This is a genomic window from Pseudomonas sp. LD120 (genome assembly GCF_009861525.1).
In the GTDB taxonomy this organism is placed as follows: domain Bacteria; phylum Pseudomonadota; class Gammaproteobacteria; order Pseudomonadales; family Pseudomonadaceae; genus Aquipseudomonas.
Map to the genome: position 1 here is coordinate 344,770 of NZ_WVHL01000003.1, position 20,616 is coordinate 365,385.

Consider the following 20,616-nt stretch of genomic DNA (forward strand, 5'->3'; position numbering starts at 1 on the left):
AGCCATAAGGACGGCCTCGGTGAGTTCAGTCAGTAAGTCGATTTTGTTGGTTGACGATGATCAGGAAATTCGTGAGCTGCTGGAAACCTATCTCAGCCGCTGCGGTTTCCAGGTGCGCAGCACCGCTGACGGCGCCGATTTTCGTCAGGCCCTGAGCGAGGCGCCCAGCGATCTGGTGATCCTCGACGTGATGCTGCCCGACGAAGACGGTTTCAGCCTGTGCCGCTGGATACGCCAGCATCCACGGCGCAGCCAGGTGCCGATCATCATGCTCACGGCCAGTTCCGATGAGGCTGACCGGGTCATCGGCCTGGAGCTGGGGGCCGACGACTACCTGGGCAAGCCCTTCAGTCCCCGGGAGTTGCAGGCGCGGATCAAGGCCTTGTTGCGGCGCGTGCAGTTTGCCCAGGAGCGAGTCATTGGGGAGGTACTGTGCTTCGACGAGTGGCGCCTGGATGTCATCAGCCACCGGCTGTTCCATAACGACGGCGAGGAAGTGATTCTCTCCGGCGCCGATTTCGCCCTGCTCAAGCTGTTCCTCGACCACCCCCAGGAAATCCTCGACCGCGACACCATCGGCAACGCCACCCGCGGGCGTGAGCTGATGCCCCTGGATCGCATCGTCGACATGGCGGTGAGTCGCCTGCGCCAGCGCCTGCGGGACACGGAAAAGCCACCGCGGCTGATCCGTACCGTGCGCGGCAGCGGCTACCAGTTGGCAGCCAATGTGGTTGCCGGCAATGCTCTCTGAGGCATTGCGCGGTTTGCTGCGACGGGTGCCGGTGCCCCGTTCCCTGCTGGGCCGCATGCTGCTGTTGACCTTGCTCGCGGTGCTGTTCGCCCAGGCGCTGTCCAGCGTGATCTGGGTTTCGCAGTTGCGCGCCACCCAGCTCGAAGGCCTGGTGACCAGCGCCCGCAGCCTGGCCCATTCGATGACCGCCAGCGTCAGCTACCTGCGTTCGTTGCCGGTGGCCTACCGGCCCCTGGTGCTCGACCAGTTGCGCAGCATGGGCGGCACCCGTTTTGTCGTGACCCTGAACGACAAACCCCTAGGCATGCAGGTGCTGCCCAATACCCCGCGTAAAGAGGCGGTGCTGCAGGCGGTGGAGCAAGTGCTGCGACGGTCCTTGGGCAACGACGCGGATATCTCGGTGACCTTTGTCAGTCCCGACGACCTGCGGATCTTCAATGGTGGCCTCAAGCTTGATGAACTGCCTCGCTCCTGGGCCCATTACGCCCTGACCCTGGAGCCGGTGAACCCGCCAGTGCTGGTGACCCAGATCCAGATGGCCCCGGGGGAATGGCTGTACATCGCCTCGCTGCTGCCCGAGCCCTATACCAGCCTCGAAGAACAGGGGCTGCCGGCGCAGCAGGTGTGGTTCATCCTGCTCACCAGCGGTTTTCTGCTGCTGTTCATTGGCCTGCTGGTGCATTGGCAGAGCCGGCCGCTCAAGCGCCTGGCGCGTGCCGCGCGGGACATGTCCCTGGGCGCCGACGTCGAGCCGGTGGCGGAGGGGGGCGGCAGCGAGGTGGTGGAAGTCGGGCGAGCCTTCAACAGCATGCGCGAACGCATCAGCCGTTACCTGACCGAGCGCAGCCAGTTGTTCAGCGCCATCTCCCATGACTTGCGTACCCCCATCACCCGCCTGCGCCTGCGAGTCGAGCTGCTGGAGGATGAGCAACTGCAAACCAAGTTCGGTCGCGATCTGGACGAGCTGGAACTGCTGGTCAAAGGTGCGTTGCAGTGCGTCAAGGACACCGACATCCATGAAAACATCGAGCCGGTGGACCTCAATCAGGTGCTCGATTGCCTGGTAGAACCTTACCTGGCGCCCCACGGCAATGGCCGGGTGACCCAACAAGGCCGGGCCCTGGCCAGTTACCCGGGCAAGCCCCTGGCGCTCAAGCGCTGCATGGGCAACCTGATCGACAACGCCCTGAAGTACGGGCAGAACGCTCACCTGCACATCGAAGACGATGACAGTGGCTTTGTCTTGCATGTGGACGACGAGGGCCCCGGCGTACCGGAGCAGCGTCTGGAGCAGGTGTTCGAGCCGCATGTACGTCTGGCGGGCCAACAGCAGGGTTATGGCCTGGGCTTGGGCATCGCCCGCAACATCGCCCACAGCCATGGCGGCGAAGTCAGCTTGCAGAACCTGCGCGAAGGCGGCTTGCGCGTGACCCTGTACCTGCCCCGGACCTTCGACTGAGCGGCAAGTCTGTGCAGGCGCTGACTTGTGTTGGCGCCGGCTTGCCGGCCAAGACGCCTTCAGGGGGCATGCAGACTCAAGGGGCACTTCGCCGGCAAGCTGGCTACAGCACAGTGCAATGTCACCAGGCAGTGACATTTCGCGGGGCCTTTGTTACCTGCGGTTGCAGGTGGCTTGATTAGACTCAAGCCTTCGATAAAAACAACAGGTCACCCATGGACACTCTTTCCCTGCCACTGTGCAGTTGGCTGAATGCACCTGCGCATCAGGCTTGGCTCGCCACCGAGGGCCTGCGCCTGCTGGATTTCGCCAAGGCATCGCGGCTCGCCGAAGGCTTCGGCAACCTCGATGCCCAGGGCCGCCTGCCAGAAGGCGCCCAGGCCGAAACCATGAACACCGCGCGCATGACCCACAGCTTTGCCATGGCGCACATCCAGGGCCTGCCGGGTTTTGCCGGGCTGGTGGACCACGGCATCGCCGCGCTCATGGGGCCGTTGCGCGATGCCGAGCACGGCGGCTGGTTTGCCGTGGCCGGTCAGGCCGATGGCAACAGCACCAAGGCTGCCTACCTGCACGCCTTTGTCGCCCTGGCCGCCAGTTCCGCACTGGTGGCGCAGCGGCCGGGTGCCCAGGCCCTGCTTGAGGAGGCGATGCGGATCATCGATGGGCATTTCTGGAGCGAGGAGGAGGGCGCCATGCTCGAGTCCTTCAGCCGCGACTGGAGCGAGGCGGAAGCCTATCGCGGCGCCAACAGCAACATGCACGCCACCGAGGCCTTTCTGGCCCTGGCCGATGTCACCCGGGACCCGCGCTGGCTCAACCGCGCCCTGCGCATCGTCGAGCGGGTGATCCATCAGCACGCCGCCGCCAACGACTTCATGGTGATCGAGCATTTCGACGGCGGCTGGCAGCCTCTGCGCGACTACAACCGGGCCTTTCCCGCCGATGGTTTCCGCCCCTTCGGCACCACGCCGGGTCACGGTTTCGAATGGGCGCGCCTGCTGTTGCATTTGGAGGCGTCGCGCGGCCTGGCCGGGATGCTGACCCCGGGCTGGCTGGTGCTGGATGCGCAACACCTGTTCGCGAGCAACTGCCGCCACGGCTGGGACGTGGATGGCGCCCCGGGCATCGTCTACACCCTGGACTGGGACAACCGGCCAGTGGTGTGCCAGCGCCTGCACTGGACCCATGCCGAGGCCAGCGCCGCCGCCTGCGCCTTGCTCAAGCGCACCGGCCAGCAGCAGTACGAAGTCTGGTACCGGCGTTTCTGGGCGTTCTGCGAAGCGCATTTCATTGATCGCCAGCAGGGCAGTTGGCATCACGAACTGGGCCGCGACAATCGCCCGGCCGCCGAGATCTGGGGTGGCAAGCCGGACCTCTATCACGCCTGGCAGGCGGTGCTGATTCCGCGTCTGCCGCTGGCGCCGAGCATGGCTTCGGCTCTGGCCCAAGCGTCTGTTCCGGGCCTTGTGTAACCATGTCGTGACATTTCACCGTCGCTTCGTTACCCGAACGTTCGACTAGTCTGTTTAGACTCGTGTGCAGCGCAAGCACCAGACTTGCATGCATAACAACAAGAAAGGTACTTCAAATGAATGCGATTTCTCGCCTCGCCACTGTCATTTCCCTTGCCTCTCTGTTTCCCCTGAGTGCCCTCGCCGCTGACTCCAAAGGTTCCGTGGAAGTCGTCCACTGGTGGACCTCGGGCGGTGAAAAAGCTGCCGTCGATGTGCTCAAGGCGCAAGTGGAAAAAGACGGTTTCACCTGGAAGGACGGGGCTGTGGCTGGCGGTGGCGGTTCCACCGCGATGACCGTGCTGAAAAGCCGCGCCGTGGCCGGCAACCCACCGGGTGTGGCGCAGATCAAGGGCCCGGACATCCAGGAGTGGGGCAGCACCGGCCTGCTCAGTACCGACACCCTCAAAGAGGTGGCCAAGGCGGAAAACTGGGACGGCCTGCTCTCGCCCAAGGTGGCCGACACCGTCAAGTACGAAGGTGACTACGTGGCCGTGCCGGTGAACATCCACCGGGTCAACTGGCTGTGGATCAACCCGCAAGTGTTCAAGAAGGCCGGGATCGACAAGGCCCCGACCACCCTCGACGAGTTCTATGCCGCCGGTGACAAACTCAAGGCTGCAGGGTTCATTGCCCTGGCCCACGGCGGTCAGCCGTGGCAGGACAGCACCGTGTTTGAAGATGTGGTGCTGTCGGTCATGGGCGCCGACGGTTACAAGCAAGCCTTGGTGGACCTCGACCAGAAAACCCTCTCTGGCCCGGAGATGGTCAAGGTGTTTACCGAGCTGAAGAAAATCACTGGCTACATGGACCCCAACCGCGCCGGGCGTGACTGGAACATTGCCGCCGCCGACGTGATCGGCGGCAAGGCCGGCATGCAGATGATGGGCGACTGGGCCAAGAGCGAGTGGACCGCGGCGAAGAAAATCGCCGGCAAGGACTACCAGTGCGTGCCGTTCCCGGGTACCGACAAGGCCTTCACCTACAACATCGACTCTCTGGCGGTGTTCAAGCTCAAGGCGGATCGCAAGGGGGATATCGCCGCTCAGCAGGACCTGGCCAAGGTCGCCCTGGGCAAGGACTTCCAGAAGGTCTTCAGCATCAACAAGGGCTCTATCCCGGTGCGCACCGACATGCTCAATGACATGAGCGCCGAAGGTTTCGACTCTTGCGCTCAGGCGTCGGCCAAAGACTTTTTGACGGACGCGAAAACCGGCGGCCTGCAGCCGAGCATGGCGCACAACATGGCGACCACTCTGGCCGTCCAGGGCGCGATCTTCGACGTGGTGACCAACTTCATGAACGACAAGGATGCGGACCCGGTCAAGGCCAGTGCGCAACTGGCCTCGGCGGTCAAAGCCGCGCAGTAATCCTTGACCCCGCCGCCGGTACGCCGGCGGCTCACCTGTGACTGTTTTGCCGCCCTGCATGGGCTTACGTCCATGCAGCGGCGACGTGCAGCCCGGATTCACTTCAACAACTGGGTTATTGCGATGAGCTCTGTGGCGGTTTTCAGCAAAGCCTCACCCCTGGATGTATTGCAGCGCTGGCTGCCCAAGCTGGTGCTGGCGCCAAGCATGGTCATCGTGCTGGTGGGGTTCTACGGCTACATCATCTGGACGTTCATTCTGTCCTTTACCAATTCCAGCTTCATGCCGAGCTACAAGTGGGTCGGCCTGCAGCAGTACCTGCGGCTGATGGACAACGACCGCTGGTGGGTGGCGAGCAAGAACCTCGCGGTGTTTGGCGGCATGTTCATCGGCATCAGCCTGGTGTTGGGGGTGTTTCTTGCGGTGCTGCTGGATCAGCGCATTCGTAAGGAAGGTTTCATCCGCACCGTGTACCTGTACCCCATGGCGCTGTCGATGATCGTCACTGGCACCGCTTGGAAATGGCTGCTCAATCCTGGTCTGGGCCTGGACAAAATGCTGCGGGACTGGGGCTGGGAAGGCTTTCGCCTGGACTGGCTGGTGGACCAGGACCGAGTGATCTACTGCCTGGTGATCGCTGCGGTGTGGCAGGCCTCGGGTTTTGTCATGGCGATGTTCCTCGCCGGTCTGCGGGGTGTTGACCAGTCGATCATCCGTGCCGCCCAGGTGGATGGTGCGAGTCTGCCGACCATCTACCTGAAAATCGTGCTGCCGAGCCTGCGCCCGGTGTTCTTCAGCGCCTTCATGATCCTCGCCCACATCGCCATCAAAAGCTTCGACCTGGTGGCGGCGATGACCGCGGGCGGCCCGGGCTACTCCTCCGACCTGCCGGCGATGTTCATGTATTCCTTCACCTTCAGTCGGGGCCAGATGGGCATCGGTTCGGCCAGCGCGATGCTGATGCTGGGCGCCGTGTTGACCATTCTGGTGCCGTACCTGTACTCCGAACTGCGAGGCAAGCGCCATGACTGACTCCCTGGCCAAGCCGACCCTGAATTTCAGCCGCATCGCCATTTACGCCACCTTGTTACTGGCGGCGGCGGTGTACCTGATTCCCCTGGTGGTGATGCTGCTCACCAGTTTCAAGACCCCGGAAGACATCCGCACCGGCAACCTGCTGAGCTGGCCTCAGGTGGTGGACGGCATCGGCTGGATCAAGGCCTGGGACAGCGTGGGCGGCTATTTCTGGAACTCGGTGAAGATCACCGTTCCAGCGGTGCTGATCTCCACCTTCATCGGTGCCATGAACGGCTACGTGCTGTCGATGTGGCGTTTTCGCGGCTCCCAGCTGTTCTTCGGGCTGTTGCTGTTCGGTTGCTTCCTGCCGTTCCAGACCGTGCTGCTGCCGGCCTCGTTCACCCTCGGCAAGTTCGGCCTGGCCAACACCACCACCGGCCTGGTGCTGGTGCACGTGGTCTACGGCCTGGCCTTCACCACGCTGTTTTTCCGCAACTACTACGTGAGCGTGCCGGATGCCCTGGTCAAGGCCGCGCGCCTGGACGGCGCCGGGTTCTTCACCATCTTCGGCAAGATCCTGCTGCCGATGTCGGTGCCGATCATCATGGTCTGCCTGATCTGGCAGTTCACCCAGATCTGGAACGATTTCCTGTTCGGCGTGGTGTTCGCCAGTGGCGACGCGCAACCGATCACCGTGGCCCTGAACAACCTGGTCAATACCAGCACCGGGGCCAAGGAATACAACGTTGATATGGCGGCGGCGATGATCGCCGGGCTGCCGACACTGCTGGTCTACATCTTCGCCGGTAAGTATTTCCTGCGCGGGCTGACGTCCGGCGCGGTCAAGGGGTAAAGCATGGCAACTCTCGAATTACGCAACGTCAACAAGACCTACGGTGCTGGCCTGCCGGACACCCTGAAAAACATCGAGCTGAAGATCGACGACGGTGAGTTCCTGATCCTCGTCGGCCCCTCCGGCTGCGGAAAATCTACCCTGATGAATTGCATCGCGGGGCTGGAGAACATCAGCGGCGGGGCGATCCTGGTGGACGACGCCGACATCAGCGGGATGAGCCCCAAGGACCGTGATATCGCCATGGTGTTTCAGTCCTACGCGCTGTACCCGACCATGAGTGTGCGCGACAACATCGCCTTCGGTTTGAAGATCCGCAAGATGCCCACTGCCGAGATCGACGCGGAAGTGGCGCGGGTGGCCAAGCTGCTGCAGATCGAACACCTGCTGACCCGCAAGCCGGGCCAGCTTTCCGGTGGCCAGCAGCAGCGGGTGGCCATGGGCCGGGCCCTGGCGCGGCGGCCGAAGATCTACCTGTTCGACGAACCGCTGTCCAACCTCGACGCCAAGCTGCGGGTCGAGATGCGCACCGAAATGAAGCTGATGCACCAGCGCCTGAAAACCACCACGGTCTACGTCACCCATGACCAGATCGAAGCCATGACCCTGGGCGACAAGGTGGCGGTGATGAAGGACGGGATCATCCAGCAGTTCGGCACGCCGAAGCAGATCTACAACGACCCGGCCAACCTGTTTGTGGCGAGTTTCATCGGTTCGCCGCCGATGAACTTCATCCCCCTGCGCCTGCAACGCCAGGACGGTCATTTGCTGGCCTTGCTGGACAGTGGGCAGGCCCGCTGCGAGCTGCCATTGGGCCCTAAGGACGCTGGCCTTGAGGATCGCGAAGTGATCCTCGGCATTCGCCCTGAGCAGATTTCCCTGGCCCCGGCCGAAGCCAATGGTCTGCCGACCCTGCGCGCCGAGGTCCAGGTGATAGAGCCTACCGGCCCCGACACCCTGGTGTTCGTCACCTTGAATGGCACCAAGGTCTGCTGCCGTCTGGCTCCGGATCAGGCGCCCGAGGCCGGTGAAACCCTGACCCTGCAGTTCGATCCGGCCCGGGTGCTGTTGTTCGACGCCCAGACCGGCGAGCGCCTGGGGGCCGCAGGAGCGCCTATGCCCGAGGCGCGCAGTGGCAATGTGGCGCAGTTCAAGGGGCGTTGAATGCGTGGCGGATGGCCTGTCATCCGCCGCTATCGCTGTAAACCGCGTTGGATAAATCGTTAATAACAATAAAGACGAGGATGTAGGGATGAAAAAGCAACACAGCAAAACCCGAGTGTTTTGCCAATTGTCAGCCGCGGCGGCATTGCTCCTGTCCGCTAATGCCATGGCCGACGAAGCGTTTAGCGCCGACTCCAAGTGGATGACCGGCGACTGGGGGGGAGAGCGTACCAAGCTGATCGAGCAGGGGATCGACATCAAGGCGGACTACGTCGGTGAAATGGGCGCCAACCTGCATGGCGGCTACAACAATGACAAGACCGGGCGTTACAGCGACCAGTTCGGCCTGGGCGTGGCGTTCGACCTGCAAAAGCTGCTGGGCTGGGACAACACTCAAGCCAAGATTCAGCTGACCAATCGTAATGGTCAAAACATCTCCAACGACCGGATCGGCGACCCGCGTGCCGGCACTCTGAGCTCCTCCCAGGAAGTCTATGGCCGTGGTCATATGGTCCGTCTGACCCAGTTGTGGGTTCAGCATCAGTTCCTTGATGGCAAGCTTGACGTCAAGGCCGGTTACTTCGGTGAAGGCGAAGACTTCAACACCTTCCCCTGCGACTTCCAGAACCTGGCGTTCTGCGGCTCCCAGGTGGGTAACTGGGCCACCGGCATCTGGTACAACTGGCCGGTCAGCCAGGCGGCGTTGCGGGTCAAGTACCACATCACCCCCGAGCTGTATGCGCAGATCGGCGCCTACAACCAGAACCCCTCGCAACTGGAACACGGCAACGGCTTCAAGCTCAGCGGCAGCGGCACCAAGGGCACGGTATTGCCAGTGGAACTGGTCTGGTCGCCCAAGCTGGACAACCTGCCGGGCGAGTACCGCGTCGGTTATTACAAGAGCACCGCCGATGCCAACGATGTGCGCAAGGACGCCAACGGCCAGGACGCCGCGGACACCGGCGCCGCCTATCGGGTGCACAACAGCAAGCATGGCTACTGGTTTGTCGCACAGCAGCAACTCACCATGCACAACGGCGATGCTTCCCGTGGCCTGAACATCGCCGCCAACGCCACCTTCCACGACAAGGACACCAACGTCGTCGACAACTATCAATCGCTGATGTTCGTGTACAAGGGGCCGTTCGATGCGCGTCCGAAAGATGACGTGGGCATCGGTTTCGCACGTATCCACGTCAACGACGATGTGCGCAAGAACGCCCAGTTGATCAACCGGGACAACGGCATCAGCAACTACGACAACCCGCTGTACATGCCGCTGCGCGACACGGAATACAACTACGAGATCAACTACGGCTTCCACGTGACCAACTGGCTGACCGTGCGCCCCAACCTGCAATACGTCACCCATCCAGGCGGTGTGGATGAAGTCGACAACGCACTGGTGGCTGGGTTGAAAATTCAGTCGGTGTTCTAGGGCTGTTGCGATAAGCTCCTCCTCCATGTGCGCATTTTGCGGACGGCTCGGGCTGTCCGCTTTTTTTTGTGGGGATGGCGCAGTCCTTCATCAATATCGAGACAGCAGTGATTTTCAGGACCGTGGCTCATGCATGAGCATCCGCTACAACGCTTTTTCAAATCCCTGCGCGAGCGCCCGGTGTTCGCTTGGGAGCGCTATCAACTGCGTGATGTGCTGGTGATCGATCACCCGCTGTGTCAGGCGGTGTTCAGTCGCCAGGGCGCGCAGTTGCTGCACTTTCAGCCGGCCGGGCAGAAGCCCTGGCTGTGGTGCGCTTCAAAGTGGCCGCAAGTGGGGGCGATCCGTGGCGGGGTGCCGGTGTGCTGGCCCTGGTACGGCCGCCATCCCAGTGAAAACGCCTGGCCGTCCCACGGTTGGGCACGGTTGCTGGACTGGAAACTGTTGGACAGCAGCAGTGATGAGGACGGCGTGCGTCTGCACTGGCAGTTGCAACTGTGCGACTGGCAGGTCGACTTGCACGCCCACCTGGGCCAGAGCATGGATCTGCGCCTGAGCACCGAGCATCAGGACAGCGAACCCTGCCAGTTGAGCCAGGCTTTGCACGCTTACTGGCGTATTGGCGACGTGGGTGAGGTAGCGCTGTCTGGGCTTGACGGCGTCCAGGGCTATGACCAGTTGAACCGCCAGGCTTGCCAGCAGCAGGGCGAGTTGCGAGTGGAAGGCGGCTGCCAGCGGGTGTTCCAGCACGAAGGCGAGTTGCAGCTCAAGGATCACGCCTGGCAGCGTGAGTTGTGTATCGATACCGGTAATGATGGCGACACGGTGGTCTGGCATCCTGGCCCACGGCCGCTGTTGGGCGTGAGTTGGAACGAGGTGTCGCGTTTCGTGTGTGTTGAGGCGGCGACCGGTGGCACCGACAGCTTGTGCCTGGCGCCGGGGCAGCAGGCGCACCTGAGCTTGCAGGCGCGAGCGGCGGGGTAGGGTGGGGTACGCCGCCACAGCGCCAGCAGGTCGGCTCCCGACGGGAGCAGGTCTGCCGGCGCACGGGGGCGATCAGTTGAACTCGTCGCCCACCGGGTAGCGGCTGGCGTTGAGGCTTTCCTTGATCTTGCGCAGGTGCGGCTGGAAGTCCACGCCACGGCGCAGGGTCATGCCGGTGGCCAGCACGTCGAGCACCGTGAGCTGAATGATCCGCGAGGTCATCGGCATGTAGATATCGGTGTCTTCCGGCAGGGGGATGTTCAGGCTCAAGGTACTGGCCTTGGCCAGTGGCGAGTTCTCCGCGGTCAGCCCCAGCACGGAAGCGCCGTTTTCTCGGGCAATGCGCGCCACTTCCACCAGTTCGCGGGTACGGCCGGTGTAGGAAATGATCACGAACAGTTCACCGGTGTGGGCCACCGAGGCGATCATGCGCTGCATCAATACGTCGGCATGGGCCGTGACTGCCAGGTTGAAGCGGAAAAACTTGTGCAGTGCATCCATGGCCACCGGGGCCGAGGCGCCGAGGCCGAAGAAGTGGATCTGCCGAGCCTGAATCAACAGGTCGACGGCCTTGCTGATCAGGTTCGGGTCCAGGGCCTGGCAGGCGCTGTCGAGGGAGGCGATGGCGCTGCCAAAAATCTTTTGCGTGTAGGCTTCGGGATTGTCGTCGGCTTCCACCGCGCGACTGACATAGGCTGCGCCGCTGGCCAGGCTTTGGGCCAGTTGCAACTTGAGTTCCGGGTAGCCGCTGACGCCGAACGAGCGGCAGAAGCGATTGACCGTCGGCTCACTCACCGAGGCGGCCTGGGCCAGGGCGGCGATGCTGAAGCGAGTCGCCTGCTGCGGGTTGAGCAGGATGACTTCGGCGACTTTACGTTCCGCCTTGTTCAGTTCTTCAAGACGGTTCTGGATCTGCTCCAGAAGATTTCGCACTCGGTCCATTCAGGTTTCCTAGATCGGTTAGACAGGCACAGCGGCAGAGCCGCTACCGTGCCCGCAATGCGAAGTTGAGAGGTGGCCTATCCTACTGATGGCCCGGAACGACCACCACTGGGAATCTGTTTTTTGTAAAAATGTTGTGTTTATTACTACATTTTTCCTTGAGTGATGCCTTGAAAAAAGGTATTTGTAGCTTAACTTGATAAAAGAACAAACATCATGCCTTCGATTACGGTTGAACCCTGCACCTTTGCCTTGTTCGGCGCGCTGGGCGATCTGGCGCTGCGTAAACTGTTTCCTGCCCTGTACCAACTCGATGCCGCGGGTCTGTTGCATGAGGATACGCGGATTCTGGCCCTGGCCCGTGAGCCAGGCAGCGAGCCAGAGCACCTGGCGACTATCGAAACCGAGCTGCGCAAATACGTTGGCGACAAGGACATCGATGCCCAGGTGCTGCAGACCTTTCTTGCTCGCCTGAGCTACCTGCATGTGGATTTCCTCAAGTCCGATGATTACATCGCCCTGGCCGAGTGTGCCGGCAGCGAACAGCGCCTGATCGCCTACTTCGCCACTCCGGCGGCTGTTTACGGCGCGATTTGCGAGAACCTGTCCAAGGTCGGGCTCAACCAGCACACCCGCGTGGTTCTGGAAAAACCCATCGGCTCGGACCTGGATTCCTCGCGCAAGGTCAACGACGCGGTGGCGCAATTCTTCCCGGAGAACCGCATCTATCGGATCGACCACTACCTGGGCAAGGAAACGGTACAGAACCTGATCGCCCTGCGTTTCGCCAACAGCCTGTTCGAAACCCAGTGGAACCAGAATTATATCTCCCACGTGGAAATCACCGTGGCCGAGAAGGTTGGCATCGAAGGCCGCTGGGGCTATTTCGACAAGGCCGGCCAGCTGCGGGACATGATCCAGAACCACCTGCTGCAACTGCTCTGCCTGATCGCCATGGACCCGCCGGCCGACCTGTCCGCCGACAGCATCCGCGACGAGAAGGTCAAGGTGCTCAAGGCCCTGGCGCCCATCAGCCCGGAAGGCCTGACCACCCAGGTGGTGCGCGGCCAGTACATTGCCGGCCATAGCGAGGGCCAGTCGGTGCCGGGTTACCTGGAGGAGGAAAACTCCAACACCCAGAGCGACACTGAAACCTTCGTCGCCCTGCGGGCCGACATCCGCAACTGGCGTTGGGCCGGGGTGCCGTTCTACCTGCGCACCGGCAAGCGCATGCCGCAAAAACTGTCGCAGATCGTCATCCACTTCAAGGAGCCGTCGCACTATATCTTCGCCCCCGAGCAGCGCCTGCAGATCAGCAACAAGCTGATCATTCGCCTGCAGCCGGACGAAGGCATTTCGTTGCGGGTGATGACCAAGGAACAGGGCCTGGACAAGGGCATGCAGCTGCGCAGCGGTCCGTTGCAGCTGAATTTTTCCGACACCTATCGCAGCGCGCGGATCCCCGATGCCTACGAGCGGTTGTTGCTGGAAGTGATGCGCGGCAATCAGAACCTGTTTGTGCGCAAAGATGAAATCGAAGCCGCGTGGAAGTGGTGTGACCAGTTGATCGCCGGCTGGAAGAAATCCGGCGATGCGCCCAAGCCCTACGCGGCCGGGTCCTGGGGGCCGATGAGTTCCATTGCACTGATCACGCGGGACGGGAGGTCTTGGTATGGCGATATCTGATTTGCAACTGCCCACGGGCGTGCGCGCCCACGAATTCCGCAGCCCCACGCTACTGGCCGAAGGCCAGGCGCTGAAGGTGGCCGAGCTGCTGCGCGAGGCCATTGCCGCGCGCGGTCACGCAACCCTGGTGGTGTCGGGCGGGCGCAGCCCGGTGGCGTTTTTCCAGGCGCTGGTGAAGCAGGAACTGGACTGGTCCAAGGTGCTGATCAGCCTGGCGGACGAGCGTTGGGTGCCGGTGGAACATGCCGACAGCAACGCCGGCCTGCTCAAGCGCTACCTGCTTCAGGGGCCCGTGGCCAAAGCGCGTTTCTTCGGCCTCTACAGTGCCGCGGCCAATCTGGAGGAGGCCGCCCAGCAGGCCGATCGTCTGCTGGCCGAGTTGCCGGGCATCGATGTGCTGGTGCTGGGCATGGGCGATGACGGACACACCGCCTCGCTGTTCCCCAACAGCCCGAACCTGGCCGAAGCGCTCCAGGCCGACGGCACTCGCCGCTGTTGGCCGATGCTGGCGCCGAGCGTGCCCCATCAACGCTTGAGCATGAGTCGGGCCTTGCTGGTATCGGCCCGCAATCAACTGTTGTCGATTTCCGGTCAGTCCAAGCTGGCCACCCTGAGTGCCGCACTGGCGGGTGACGCTGTCGCCGACATGCCGATTCGCGCCTTCCTGCAAACCCCGTTAGAGATTTACTGGTGCCCATGAGCCAAGGATCAGCCGCTATGACAAACCAACCCCTGACCGTTTCCATGGCGGACAAAGTTGCCCTGATCGACAGTCTCTGCGCCAAGGCGCGGATCCTGCCGGTGATCACCATCGCCCGGGAGCAGGATGTACTGCCATTGGCCGACGCCCTGGCGGCCGGTGGCCTGAGCGCTCTGGAAGTGACCCTGCGTTCGCAATTCGGCCTCAAGGCCATCCAGATCCTGCGCGAGCAGCGTCCGGAGCTGGTGACTGGTGCCGGTACGGTGCTCGACCCGGTGATGCTGGCGGCGGCGGAGGCGGCGGGTTCGCAGTTCATCGTGACCCCTGGCATCACCCGTGATCTGCTGCAGGCCAGCGTCGCCAGCGCGGTCCCGCTGTTGCCGGGGATCAGCAACGCCTCCGGGATCATGGAAGGTTATGCCCTGGGTTATCGCCGCTTCAAGTTGTTTCCGGCGGAAGTCAGTGGCGGCGTGGCGGCGATCAAGGCCCTGGGCGGCCCATTCGGTGAGGTGAAATTCTGCCCCACCGGCGGCGTTGGCCCGGCCAACATCAAGAGCTACATGGCGTTGAAGAATGTGATGTGCGTGGGCGGTAGCTGGATGCTTGATCCCGAGTGGATCAAGAACGGCGACTGGGCGCGGATTCAAGAGTGCACGGCCGAGGCCCTGTCTCTGCTGGACTGAAGTTTTTACCCGATTCGTTGGTGTGTTCTACGGCTTTACGGTGCGCTTGGTCGGTGCACCGTTTTTTTTGTCCGCGTAAAAGCATGGGGCCGCCGGCTATTTGTGACTGTCGCCCACGGCCTGCGACTGGCAGCGCAGGTGATGGGCTCTAGCGCTTAAAAGACCTGTGAGGCCCTATCGCAGCCTGCGGAGCGCCTTGGGTCATTGTCCGGCCAGTTTGCTCACGGCCTCGATCAAGCGCTGGATGTGTTCAAGAGGTGTCACCAGGCCCGGGGTGATGCGGATGCACGGACCAAAGCCGGCGCCGCTGCGGGTCACAGTGAACAGGTTGTAGTCTTGCAACAGACGATCAACCTGCCCTTGTTGGCTCTGGTGGCGGGTGAAACGCAAGGCGCTGATGGCGCAGCACAGGCGTGGATCCTGTGGCGTCAGGACTTCAATGCCGGGGATCTGGCGAACCGCTTCGGTCCAGGTTTCGCGCAGGTAGTTCAGGCGCGCTCCCTTGGCCACCGAACCGCCCATGGCCCGGTGTTCCTCGAACACCTGGGGCAAGGTCATCAGCGCGGGAATGTTGGGTGTGCTGTAGGGCGTGCGGGCGCGTATGTCGTCGGCGGGGAAGTGAAACTCACCCATGTCCGGGTCGATGTCCGACAAGCGCTGTGGGTCGATATAGAGAAAGCCCAGGCTCAGCGGCGCACCGATCCATTTGTGCAAGTTGAAACCGGCGAAGGCGATGCCCAGGTTTGCCAGGTCGAAATCGATCTGCCCCAGGGCGTGGGCGCCATCGAGAATGATGTCGATCCCGTGCGCTTGAGCGGCGGCGGCAATGGCCTGCACCGGCATCACCAGGCCACTGCGATGGGTGACATAAGTCAAAGGCATCAGTTTAAGGCGCGGATAGCGCTCGAACGCCTGGGTGTAGGTGTCGATCAGGCTGTCAAAGCTGGCAGGGTGCTGATGCTCGATCTCTATGACGTCGACACCGCGGTGGCGGGCCAGCCAGCGCAGGGCGCTTTTTACCGTGTCGTACTCCAGGTCGCTGAGCAGCACCTGGTCGCCAGGCTGCAGGCGGTTGTAGTTGCGGATCAATGATTGCAAGGCGTCGGAGGCGCAACGGGTCAGGGCGACAGCGTTTTCCGGGGCGTCCAGTAGTTCGGCCAGTTGCCGACGGATCTGCAAGGCTTCGGTCTGTTCGAAGCGCTGGCGCACGTGCACGGAGTTGCTGCGGTTCACCCACAGGATGTTGTGTTGGTAGGCCTCGGCCACCGTGCGGGTCATGCGCCCGAAATAGCCGTTTTCCAGGTTGATCGGCCCAGGGGCGATGTCGAACTGTCGGGCGATGCCCTGCCAATGAACTTCGTCGTGGGCCAGTGTTGTGGCAGTCCTTGGCATGGTGGGCTCTTTTTTCAGTGGCGGGGTTTGGGTTTGCCGTGTTTGGCGCGCAGTGGGTCCAACAGGTCGGCAAGGCCGTTGTGGTCGATTTCCTGCATCAGGGCCAACAGGCCGCCGAGCTCTCCCTTGGGGAACCCTTCTCGGGCGAACCAGTTCAGGTAAGGGCCGGGCAGGTCGGCGAGGATGCGTCCCTTGTATTTGCCGAAGGGCATTTCCCGGGTGACCAGCAGTTCCAGTGTCTCAGGCGTCATGGCGCAACGTTCGTGTGATTAAAACGCCTTGGAAAATACAGGCATTCTGCATGCAGGCCAAATGACAGATCATGCAAATAAAGCGGCTACAGTTTTTTTGATATTAATTAACGTATTGAAAAATAAATAAAAAATATAAGTTCACAGTCTGGCATGGCGAGTGCAACGGTTAACTCGACTCTCGCAACCTGCAAGGAACCAGAAAATGACTGACTTGAACAAAGAAGCGATTTCGGTACTCAACAGCCTGATCGAGACCAGCAAGGATGGTCAGGAGGGTTTCAAAACCTGCGCCGAAGACATTAAGCACCCAGAACTCAAGGCGTTGTTCATCAAGCGCTCCACCGATTGCGCCACAGCGGCGGCCGAACTGCAGTCGGTGGTGCGTTCCATGGGCGGCGATCCGCATACTTCCACCAGTGTCAGCGGCGATCTGCATCGCCGTTGGGTCGACCTCAAATCGTTGGTCACCGGCAAGGATGAGGAGGCGGTGCTCAACGAGGCGGAGCGCGGTGAAGACCATGCGCTGAAGTCCTACAAGGACGCGTTGGAGAAGATCAACAAGCACAACCTGGCCGGCATCCGCGACGTGGTTGAGCGTCAGTACCATGGCGCGCTACGCAATCACGATCAGGTGAAAGCGTTGCGCAACCAGGCTCGTGCCCGTTCGTAATCGTTAGACGCTGTAAAAAACGCCAGCCAGCCTGGCGTTTTTTTATGCGTGCGATTTAGTACTGGACGGAATTTAGTTAGCTAGCTAATAATTGCGTCGCGCCCGCCCTGGGCGATTCCGACTATCGTTCATCTGTGTTTCCAAGAGTCCTTGTTCGTGCCCATTACATTGCAGGCCCTGCTTGCTCCCAACCTGGCCGCGTTGCAGTTCGCCATCAAGACCCTGCTGGGTGGCGGCGTCGCCTTGTGGCTGGCGTTTCGCTGGGGATTGGAGCAGCCGTCCTGGGCCCTGATGACGGCGTTCATCGTCGCTCAACCGCTGTCCGGCATGGTCCTGCAAAAAGGCCTGGCCCGGCTGCTGGGAACGTTGATCGGCACCTTGGTCTCGGTGCTGTTCATGGGGCTGTTCGCTCAGACCCCCTGGTTATTCCTGCTGGCCCTGGCGTTGTGGCTAGGTGTGTGTACAGCCAGTTCGACGCTGTTGCGCAGCGCCTGGTCCTACTCGTTCGTGCTTGCCGGTTACACCGTGGCAATCATTGCCTTGCCCGCCATCAGTCATCCGTTGGGGATATTCGATCAAGCCGTGGCCCGATGCACGGAAATTTCCCTGGGCATTATCTGCGCCACCGTCAGCAGCGCCTTGATCTGGCCGATGCGGGTGGAGCGCCAGTTGGCTGATCAGGCGCGCTCAGCCTGGCACAGCGGGATGCAGGCGGCGCAGGCCAACGTGTTGGGGAGCGTCCTGGCACGGCAGGGCCTGCTGGAGATACTCGGGCGCATCGTCGCAGTGGACTCTCAGCGCGAACATGCCTGGTTTGAAGGTCCGCTAGGGCGTCAGCGGGCCCGGGCGATCAGTGGTCTGAGTCAGAAGTTGCTGATGCTGTTGCGCACCTCCCGTTCAGTAGGGCGCCAATGGCAGCAACTGGATGCCGACGAAGCCCGGCAATTACAGCCTTGGATGGATCACGTCCAGCAAGCCCTGGCCGCGGCGGACAAAACCAGCCTGCAGGCTCTGCGTCCACGCTTGTTGGAGGCGTCTCATGCGCAGCGGATCAGTCCTGCGCAGAGTTTCTGCCTGGCGCGCTTTGCGTTGTTGCTCGACACCGCCCTGGCGGCCGCCCATGCCCTGGATGCGGTGCAGGAGGGGCGGGCCTGGGCAGAACAGCCGGCGACCCTGACGCCGCACCGTGACCTGTCACTGGCCCTGGTGTTTGGCGCGCGCAGTGCGTTGGCGTTCCTTACGGTGGCCGGTTTCTGGATGGCCACCGCCTGGCCGGCGGCCTCCGGGGCGATGCTGCTGACGTGCGTGGTTTGTAGCTTGTTTGCCAGTCGCGAGAACGGCGCGCAGATCGGCATGAGTTTTATGCGCGGGATCTTCCTGGCGATCCCGGTGGCATTCGTGGTCGGGCAGATTGTGCTGCCCCAGTGGAGCGGTTTCCCGATGTTGGCGATGGCCATGGGCGTACCTCTATTCTTCGGAGCTCTGGGCATGGCCAAGCCGCAGATCGGCGCCACCGCCACCTCGTTTTGCCTGCATTTCGTCGTGCTGATTTCTCCGATGAACCAGATGCATTTCGATGTCGCCAGCTTCTTCAATAACGCCCAGGCCATGGTGCTGGGCGTGGGCGCTGCGGTGCTGGCTTTCCGGTTGCTGATTCTGCGTAACCCGGCCTGGCACGGTCGGCGGCTGCTGGCGGCGACTTTGAGTGATCTGGTACGTCTGACCCGGCGAAATCTGCGGGGCGCGGAAAGCTGGTTTGGCGGACGCATGGCTGATCGGCTGCTGCAACTGGCCCGGCATTATCCGGAGTTGCCTGAGCCGGCCCGCAGCCGTTGGGACGATGGCTTGCTGGGCCTGGATATCGGCGATGAACTGATGCACTTGCGCCTGAGCCTGGCGGTGGCCCAGGCCCCTGTCAGCTCAGCGCAGCGGACCTATTTCGAGCAGTTGCAACACACTTTGGAGCAAGGCCCGGCGGGCTGTCGCGCCGATGCCCTGGAGCTGCCCAGCGCGACATTGCTCCAGGCCTTGGAGCAACAGCCGCCAAGTGACGCGCTGAAGCTGGCGCAAGGCGCGGTGTTGCAACTGCAAAACAGCTGGCGCAGTTGGTGCCGGCAGCAGGAGGAAAACCATGGGGCTGCGTGAGTGGTCATTGGGCGGGGTGCTGCTCAGCCCGTTTCTGATTTATGTGCTGCTGGCGCTGGTCCTCACCGGCGTTTTGCGGGGGCTGGTGCGGATCAGTGGGCTGGGACGCTGGATCTGGCACGAAGCGCTGTTCGATTGTGCCCTGTACGTCTGTGTGTTGACGGTGATCACGGTGGTCCTGGGACCTTTATAAGGAGTTGATTATGCGTACACCTGTACGTGTCGCGTTTACCTTGTGCCTGGTGGCGGTGGCGATCTTTGCCGGTTATCACCTGTGGCAGTACTACATGCTCACGCCCTGGACCCGCGATGCGCGGATTCGCGCCGACGTGGTGATCGTCGCCCCGGATGTATCTGGCTGGGTGCGTGAGCTCAAGGTGACGGACAACCAGCAGGTCAAGGCCGGGGATCTGTTATTGAGCCTTGATCGAGAGCGTTTCGAGGCCGCCCTGGAAAAAGCCCGGGCGGTGGTACAGACCCGCCAGCAGCAACTGAACTTGCGCGAGCATGAGGCCAGTCGCCGTGCCAGCCTCGGTCCCCAGGCCATCAGCGCTGAGTTGCGCGAGAACGCTCAGATCAACGCCGGCATCGCCCGTGGCGAGCTGCGCCAGGCCCAGGCCGAAGCCAAGGTGGCCGAACTGAATCTGGCCCGCAGCCAGGTGCATGCGCCTCGTAGCGGGCATATCACCAACTTGCGTCTGGCCGAGGGTAATTACGTCAATGCTGGGCAGCCGGTGATGGCGCTGATCGATGACTCGACCTTCTACGTTCAGGCGTATTTCGAAGAAACCAAGCTGCCGCGCATCCAGGTCGGCGACCCGGTGAAGGTCTGGCTGATGAGTGCCGGTGAGGCCCTGCAGGGGCATGTCGAAAGCATCAGTCGGGGCATCACTGACCGCAACGCCACCCCCGACGGGCAACTGCTGGCTGAGGTCGAACCGACCTTCAACTGGGTGCGCCTGGCGCAGCGGATTCCGGTTCGGATCAAGCTGGACAAGGTACCGCAAGGTATCGGCCTGAGCGCTGGCATGACCGCCAGCGTGCAGGTCGAGGAGGGGGGCAAGCTGTAGGCGCCGACACGCTGGCTATGGGGCTCAGCCGATGGTGATGGCTGGCAGGGTTGGCAGGGTCACGGTCTGTTGTTTGCGTGGGGCGAGAATCTCGGCCTCGCCGTCCACTACCAGTTCATCGCGCTGGTTGAACACACGGGTGGCGATGCGCACGCGGAATTTCGGCAGTTTTTCGAGGATTTCCAGGCGCACGGTCAGGGTGTCGCCAATCTTTACCGGTTTCTGGAAACTCATCTGCTGGCCGATGTAGATGGTGCCCGGTCCAGGCAACTCGCAGGCGACAGCGGCGCTGATCAGTGCGCCACTGAACATGCCATGGGCGATGCGTTCCTTGAACATGGTGGCGGCAGCGAACTCGGGGTCCAGGTGTACCGGGTTGTGGTCGCCGGACATGGCCGCAAACAGTTGAATGTCACGCTCCCCGACGGTCTTGCTGTACTGGGCGGTCTGACCGACCTCCAGGGCTTCGTAAGGGGTGTTGGTAACCTGGGTCATCTTGCTGAAATCCTCTGACAGATAAATGA

20 protein-coding genes are annotated in these 20,616 nt (G+C 62.1%); 16 read left to right on the forward strand and 4 right to left on the reverse strand.

Features of this window, described 5'->3' with window-relative positions; translation table 11 throughout:
• The first annotated feature begins 19 nt into the window (after nt 1–19).
• The 9 genes from PLD_RS07775 (at nt 20) to PLD_RS07815 (ending at nt 10,550) form a co-directional block, all read left to right on the forward strand.
• On the forward strand, nt 20–751 hold the full coding sequence (locus PLD_RS07775; protein ID WP_159891421.1) for a response regulator: 732 nt from the start codon (nt 20–22) through the stop codon (nt 749–751).
• On the forward strand, nt 741–2,210 hold the full coding sequence (locus PLD_RS07780) for an ATP-binding protein (RefSeq protein ID WP_159891423.1): 1,470 nt from the start codon (nt 741–743) through the stop codon (nt 2,208–2,210). The genes PLD_RS07775 and PLD_RS07780 overlap by 11 nt, the downstream gene beginning before the upstream one ends.
• A gap of 215 nt (nt 2,211–2,425) precedes the next feature.
• Entirely contained in the window at nt 2,426–3,685 is a 1,260-nt protein-coding gene (locus PLD_RS07785) for an AGE family epimerase/isomerase (RefSeq protein ID WP_159891425.1), read from the forward strand.
• Between the two features lie 116 nt (nt 3,686–3,801).
• Nucleotides 3,802–5,094, forward strand: a complete 1,293-nt coding sequence (locus PLD_RS07790; RefSeq protein WP_159891427.1) for an ABC transporter substrate-binding protein — start codon at nt 3,802–3,804, stop codon at nt 5,092–5,094.
• Between the two features lie 123 nt (nt 5,095–5,217).
• Nucleotides 5,218–6,126, forward strand: a complete 909-nt coding sequence (locus tag PLD_RS07795) for a carbohydrate ABC transporter permease (RefSeq protein WP_159891429.1) — start codon at nt 5,218–5,220, stop codon at nt 6,124–6,126.
• A complete protein-coding gene (locus PLD_RS07800; protein ID WP_159891431.1) occupies nt 6,119–6,964 on the forward strand; it encodes a carbohydrate ABC transporter permease in 846 nt (281 codons plus the stop codon). The genes PLD_RS07795 and PLD_RS07800 overlap by 8 nt, the downstream gene beginning before the upstream one ends.
• Nucleotides 6,965–6,967: 3 nt before the next feature.
• On the forward strand, nt 6,968–8,128 hold the full coding sequence (locus PLD_RS07805) for an ABC transporter ATP-binding protein (protein WP_159891433.1): 1,161 nt from the start codon (nt 6,968–6,970) through the stop codon (nt 8,126–8,128).
• A gap of 88 nt (nt 8,129–8,216) precedes the next feature.
• On the forward strand, nt 8,217–9,566 hold the full coding sequence (locus PLD_RS07810) for a carbohydrate porin (protein WP_159891435.1): 1,350 nt from the start codon (nt 8,217–8,219) through the stop codon (nt 9,564–9,566).
• 129 nt (nt 9,567–9,695) lie between these two features.
• Entirely contained in the window at nt 9,696–10,550 is an 855-nt protein-coding gene (locus PLD_RS07815; RefSeq protein ID WP_159891437.1) for a D-hexose-6-phosphate mutarotase, read from the forward strand.
• Between the two features lie 72 nt (nt 10,551–10,622).
• Here PLD_RS07815 and PLD_RS07820 read toward each other — a convergent pair whose 3' ends face one another.
• Nucleotides 10,623–11,483, reverse strand: coding sequence for a MurR/RpiR family transcriptional regulator (locus tag PLD_RS07820; protein WP_170001736.1), 861 nt, complete (start codon nt 11,481–11,483; stop codon nt 10,623–10,625).
• A 225-nt stretch (nt 11,484–11,708) separates the two neighbouring features.
• Here PLD_RS07820 and zwf point away from each other — a divergent pair, with 225 nt between their 5' ends.
• From zwf to PLD_RS07835, 3 genes are read left to right on the forward strand one after another with little or no spacing between them, the layout of a single operon-like run.
• Nucleotides 11,709–13,178: a glucose-6-phosphate dehydrogenase gene (zwf, locus tag PLD_RS07825; protein ID WP_159891439.1), complete on the forward strand. Its 1,470-nt coding sequence runs from the start codon at nt 11,709–11,711 to the stop codon at nt 13,176–13,178.
• Nucleotides 13,165–13,878 carry a 6-phosphogluconolactonase gene (gene pgl, locus PLD_RS07830; RefSeq protein ID WP_159891441.1) on the forward strand — a complete coding sequence of 238 codons (714 nt, stop codon included), beginning with the start codon at nt 13,165–13,167 and terminating at the stop codon, nt 13,876–13,878. Before zwf ends, pgl begins: the two co-directional genes overlap by 14 nt.
• Before the next feature lie 17 nt (nt 13,879–13,895).
• Nucleotides 13,896–14,561 carry a bifunctional 4-hydroxy-2-oxoglutarate aldolase/2-dehydro-3-deoxy-phosphogluconate aldolase gene (locus tag PLD_RS07835; protein ID WP_159891442.1) on the forward strand — a complete coding sequence of 222 codons (666 nt, stop codon included), beginning with the start codon at nt 13,896–13,898 and terminating at the stop codon, nt 14,559–14,561.
• Nucleotides 14,562–14,762: 201 nt separating this feature from the next.
• On the opposite strand, the gene PLD_RS07840 is transcribed toward PLD_RS07835, so the two are convergent.
• Both PLD_RS07840 and PLD_RS07845 read right to left on the reverse strand, forming a co-directional pair.
• Nucleotides 14,763–15,953, reverse strand: a complete 1,191-nt coding sequence (locus tag PLD_RS07840; RefSeq protein ID WP_159891444.1) for an aminotransferase class V-fold PLP-dependent enzyme — start codon at nt 15,951–15,953, stop codon at nt 14,763–14,765.
• Nucleotides 15,954–15,967: 14 nt separating this feature from the next.
• Nucleotides 15,968–16,204, reverse strand: a complete 237-nt coding sequence (locus PLD_RS07845) for a DUF3820 family protein (RefSeq protein WP_159891446.1) — start codon at nt 16,202–16,204, stop codon at nt 15,968–15,970.
• Nucleotides 16,205–16,409: 205 nt separating this feature from the next.
• Between PLD_RS07845 and PLD_RS07850 the strand changes: the two genes are divergently transcribed.
• The 4 genes from PLD_RS07850 (at nt 16,410) to PLD_RS07865 (ending at nt 20,092) form a co-directional block, all read left to right on the forward strand.
• Nucleotides 16,410–16,877 (forward strand): PA2169 family four-helix-bundle protein, encoded by a 468-nt coding sequence (locus tag PLD_RS07850; RefSeq protein WP_159891448.1) that lies wholly within the window; start codon nt 16,410–16,412, stop codon nt 16,875–16,877.
• Between the two features lie 156 nt (nt 16,878–17,033).
• Nucleotides 17,034–19,022: an FUSC family protein gene (locus tag PLD_RS07855; RefSeq protein ID WP_159891450.1), complete on the forward strand. Its 1,989-nt coding sequence runs from the start codon at nt 17,034–17,036 to the stop codon at nt 19,020–19,022.
• Nucleotides 19,009–19,215, forward strand: a complete 207-nt coding sequence (locus tag PLD_RS07860; RefSeq protein WP_159891452.1) for a DUF1656 domain-containing protein — start codon at nt 19,009–19,011, stop codon at nt 19,213–19,215. Before PLD_RS07855 ends, PLD_RS07860 begins: the two co-directional genes overlap by 14 nt.
• Nucleotides 19,216–19,225: 10 nt before the next feature.
• A complete protein-coding gene (locus PLD_RS07865) occupies nt 19,226–20,092 on the forward strand; it encodes an HlyD family secretion protein (RefSeq protein ID WP_159891454.1) in 867 nt (288 codons plus the stop codon).
• 24 nt (nt 20,093–20,116) lie between these two features.
• Here the strand turns inward: PLD_RS07865 and PLD_RS07870 are convergent, their stop codons facing one another.
• Complete coding sequence (locus tag PLD_RS07870) at nt 20,117–20,587, reverse strand: MaoC family dehydratase (protein WP_159891456.1); 471 nt, start codon at nt 20,585–20,587, stop codon at nt 20,117–20,119.
• Nucleotides 20,588–20,616: the final 29 nt, after the last annotated feature.

Bases quoted from the DNA above. Each gene is read 5' to 3' on its own strand.
- pgl (WP_159891441.1), top strand. From the start codon at position 13,165: ATGGCGATATCTGATTTGCAACTGCCCACGGGCGTGCGCGCCCACGAA.
- PLD_RS07785 (WP_159891425.1), top strand. From the start codon at position 2,426: ATGGACACTCTTTCCCTGCCACTGTGCAGTTGGCTGAATGCACCTGCG.
- PLD_RS07840 (WP_159891444.1), bottom strand. From the start codon at position 15,953: ATGCCAAGGACTGCCACAACACTGGCCCACGACGAAGTTCATTGGCAG.
- PLD_RS07795 (WP_159891429.1), top strand. From the start codon at position 5,218: ATGAGCTCTGTGGCGGTTTTCAGCAAAGCCTCACCCCTGGATGTATTG.
- PLD_RS07850 (WP_159891448.1), top strand. From the start codon at position 16,410: ATGACTGACTTGAACAAAGAAGCGATTTCGGTACTCAACAGCCTGATC.
- PLD_RS07800 (WP_159891431.1), top strand. From the start codon at position 6,119: ATGACTGACTCCCTGGCCAAGCCGACCCTGAATTTCAGCCGCATCGCC.
- PLD_RS07805 (WP_159891433.1), top strand. From the start codon at position 6,968: ATGGCAACTCTCGAATTACGCAACGTCAACAAGACCTACGGTGCTGGC.
- PLD_RS07790 (WP_159891427.1), top strand. From the start codon at position 3,802: ATGAATGCGATTTCTCGCCTCGCCACTGTCATTTCCCTTGCCTCTCTG.
- PLD_RS07780 (WP_159891423.1), top strand. From the start codon at position 741: ATGCTCTCTGAGGCATTGCGCGGTTTGCTGCGACGGGTGCCGGTGCCC.
- PLD_RS07835 (WP_159891442.1), top strand. From the start codon at position 13,896: ATGACAAACCAACCCCTGACCGTTTCCATGGCGGACAAAGTTGCCCTG.
- PLD_RS07845 (WP_159891446.1), bottom strand. From the start codon at position 16,204: ATGACGCCTGAGACACTGGAACTGCTGGTCACCCGGGAAATGCCCTTC.
- zwf (WP_159891439.1), top strand. From the start codon at position 11,709: ATGCCTTCGATTACGGTTGAACCCTGCACCTTTGCCTTGTTCGGCGCG.
- PLD_RS07860 (WP_159891452.1), top strand. From the start codon at position 19,009: ATGGGGCTGCGTGAGTGGTCATTGGGCGGGGTGCTGCTCAGCCCGTTT.
- PLD_RS07870 (WP_159891456.1), bottom strand. From the start codon at position 20,587: ATGACCCAGGTTACCAACACCCCTTACGAAGCCCTGGAGGTCGGTCAG.
- PLD_RS07815 (WP_159891437.1), top strand. From the start codon at position 9,696: ATGCATGAGCATCCGCTACAACGCTTTTTCAAATCCCTGCGCGAGCGC.
- PLD_RS07810 (WP_159891435.1), top strand. From the start codon at position 8,217: ATGAAAAAGCAACACAGCAAAACCCGAGTGTTTTGCCAATTGTCAGCC.
- PLD_RS07865 (WP_159891454.1), top strand. From the start codon at position 19,226: ATGCGTACACCTGTACGTGTCGCGTTTACCTTGTGCCTGGTGGCGGTG.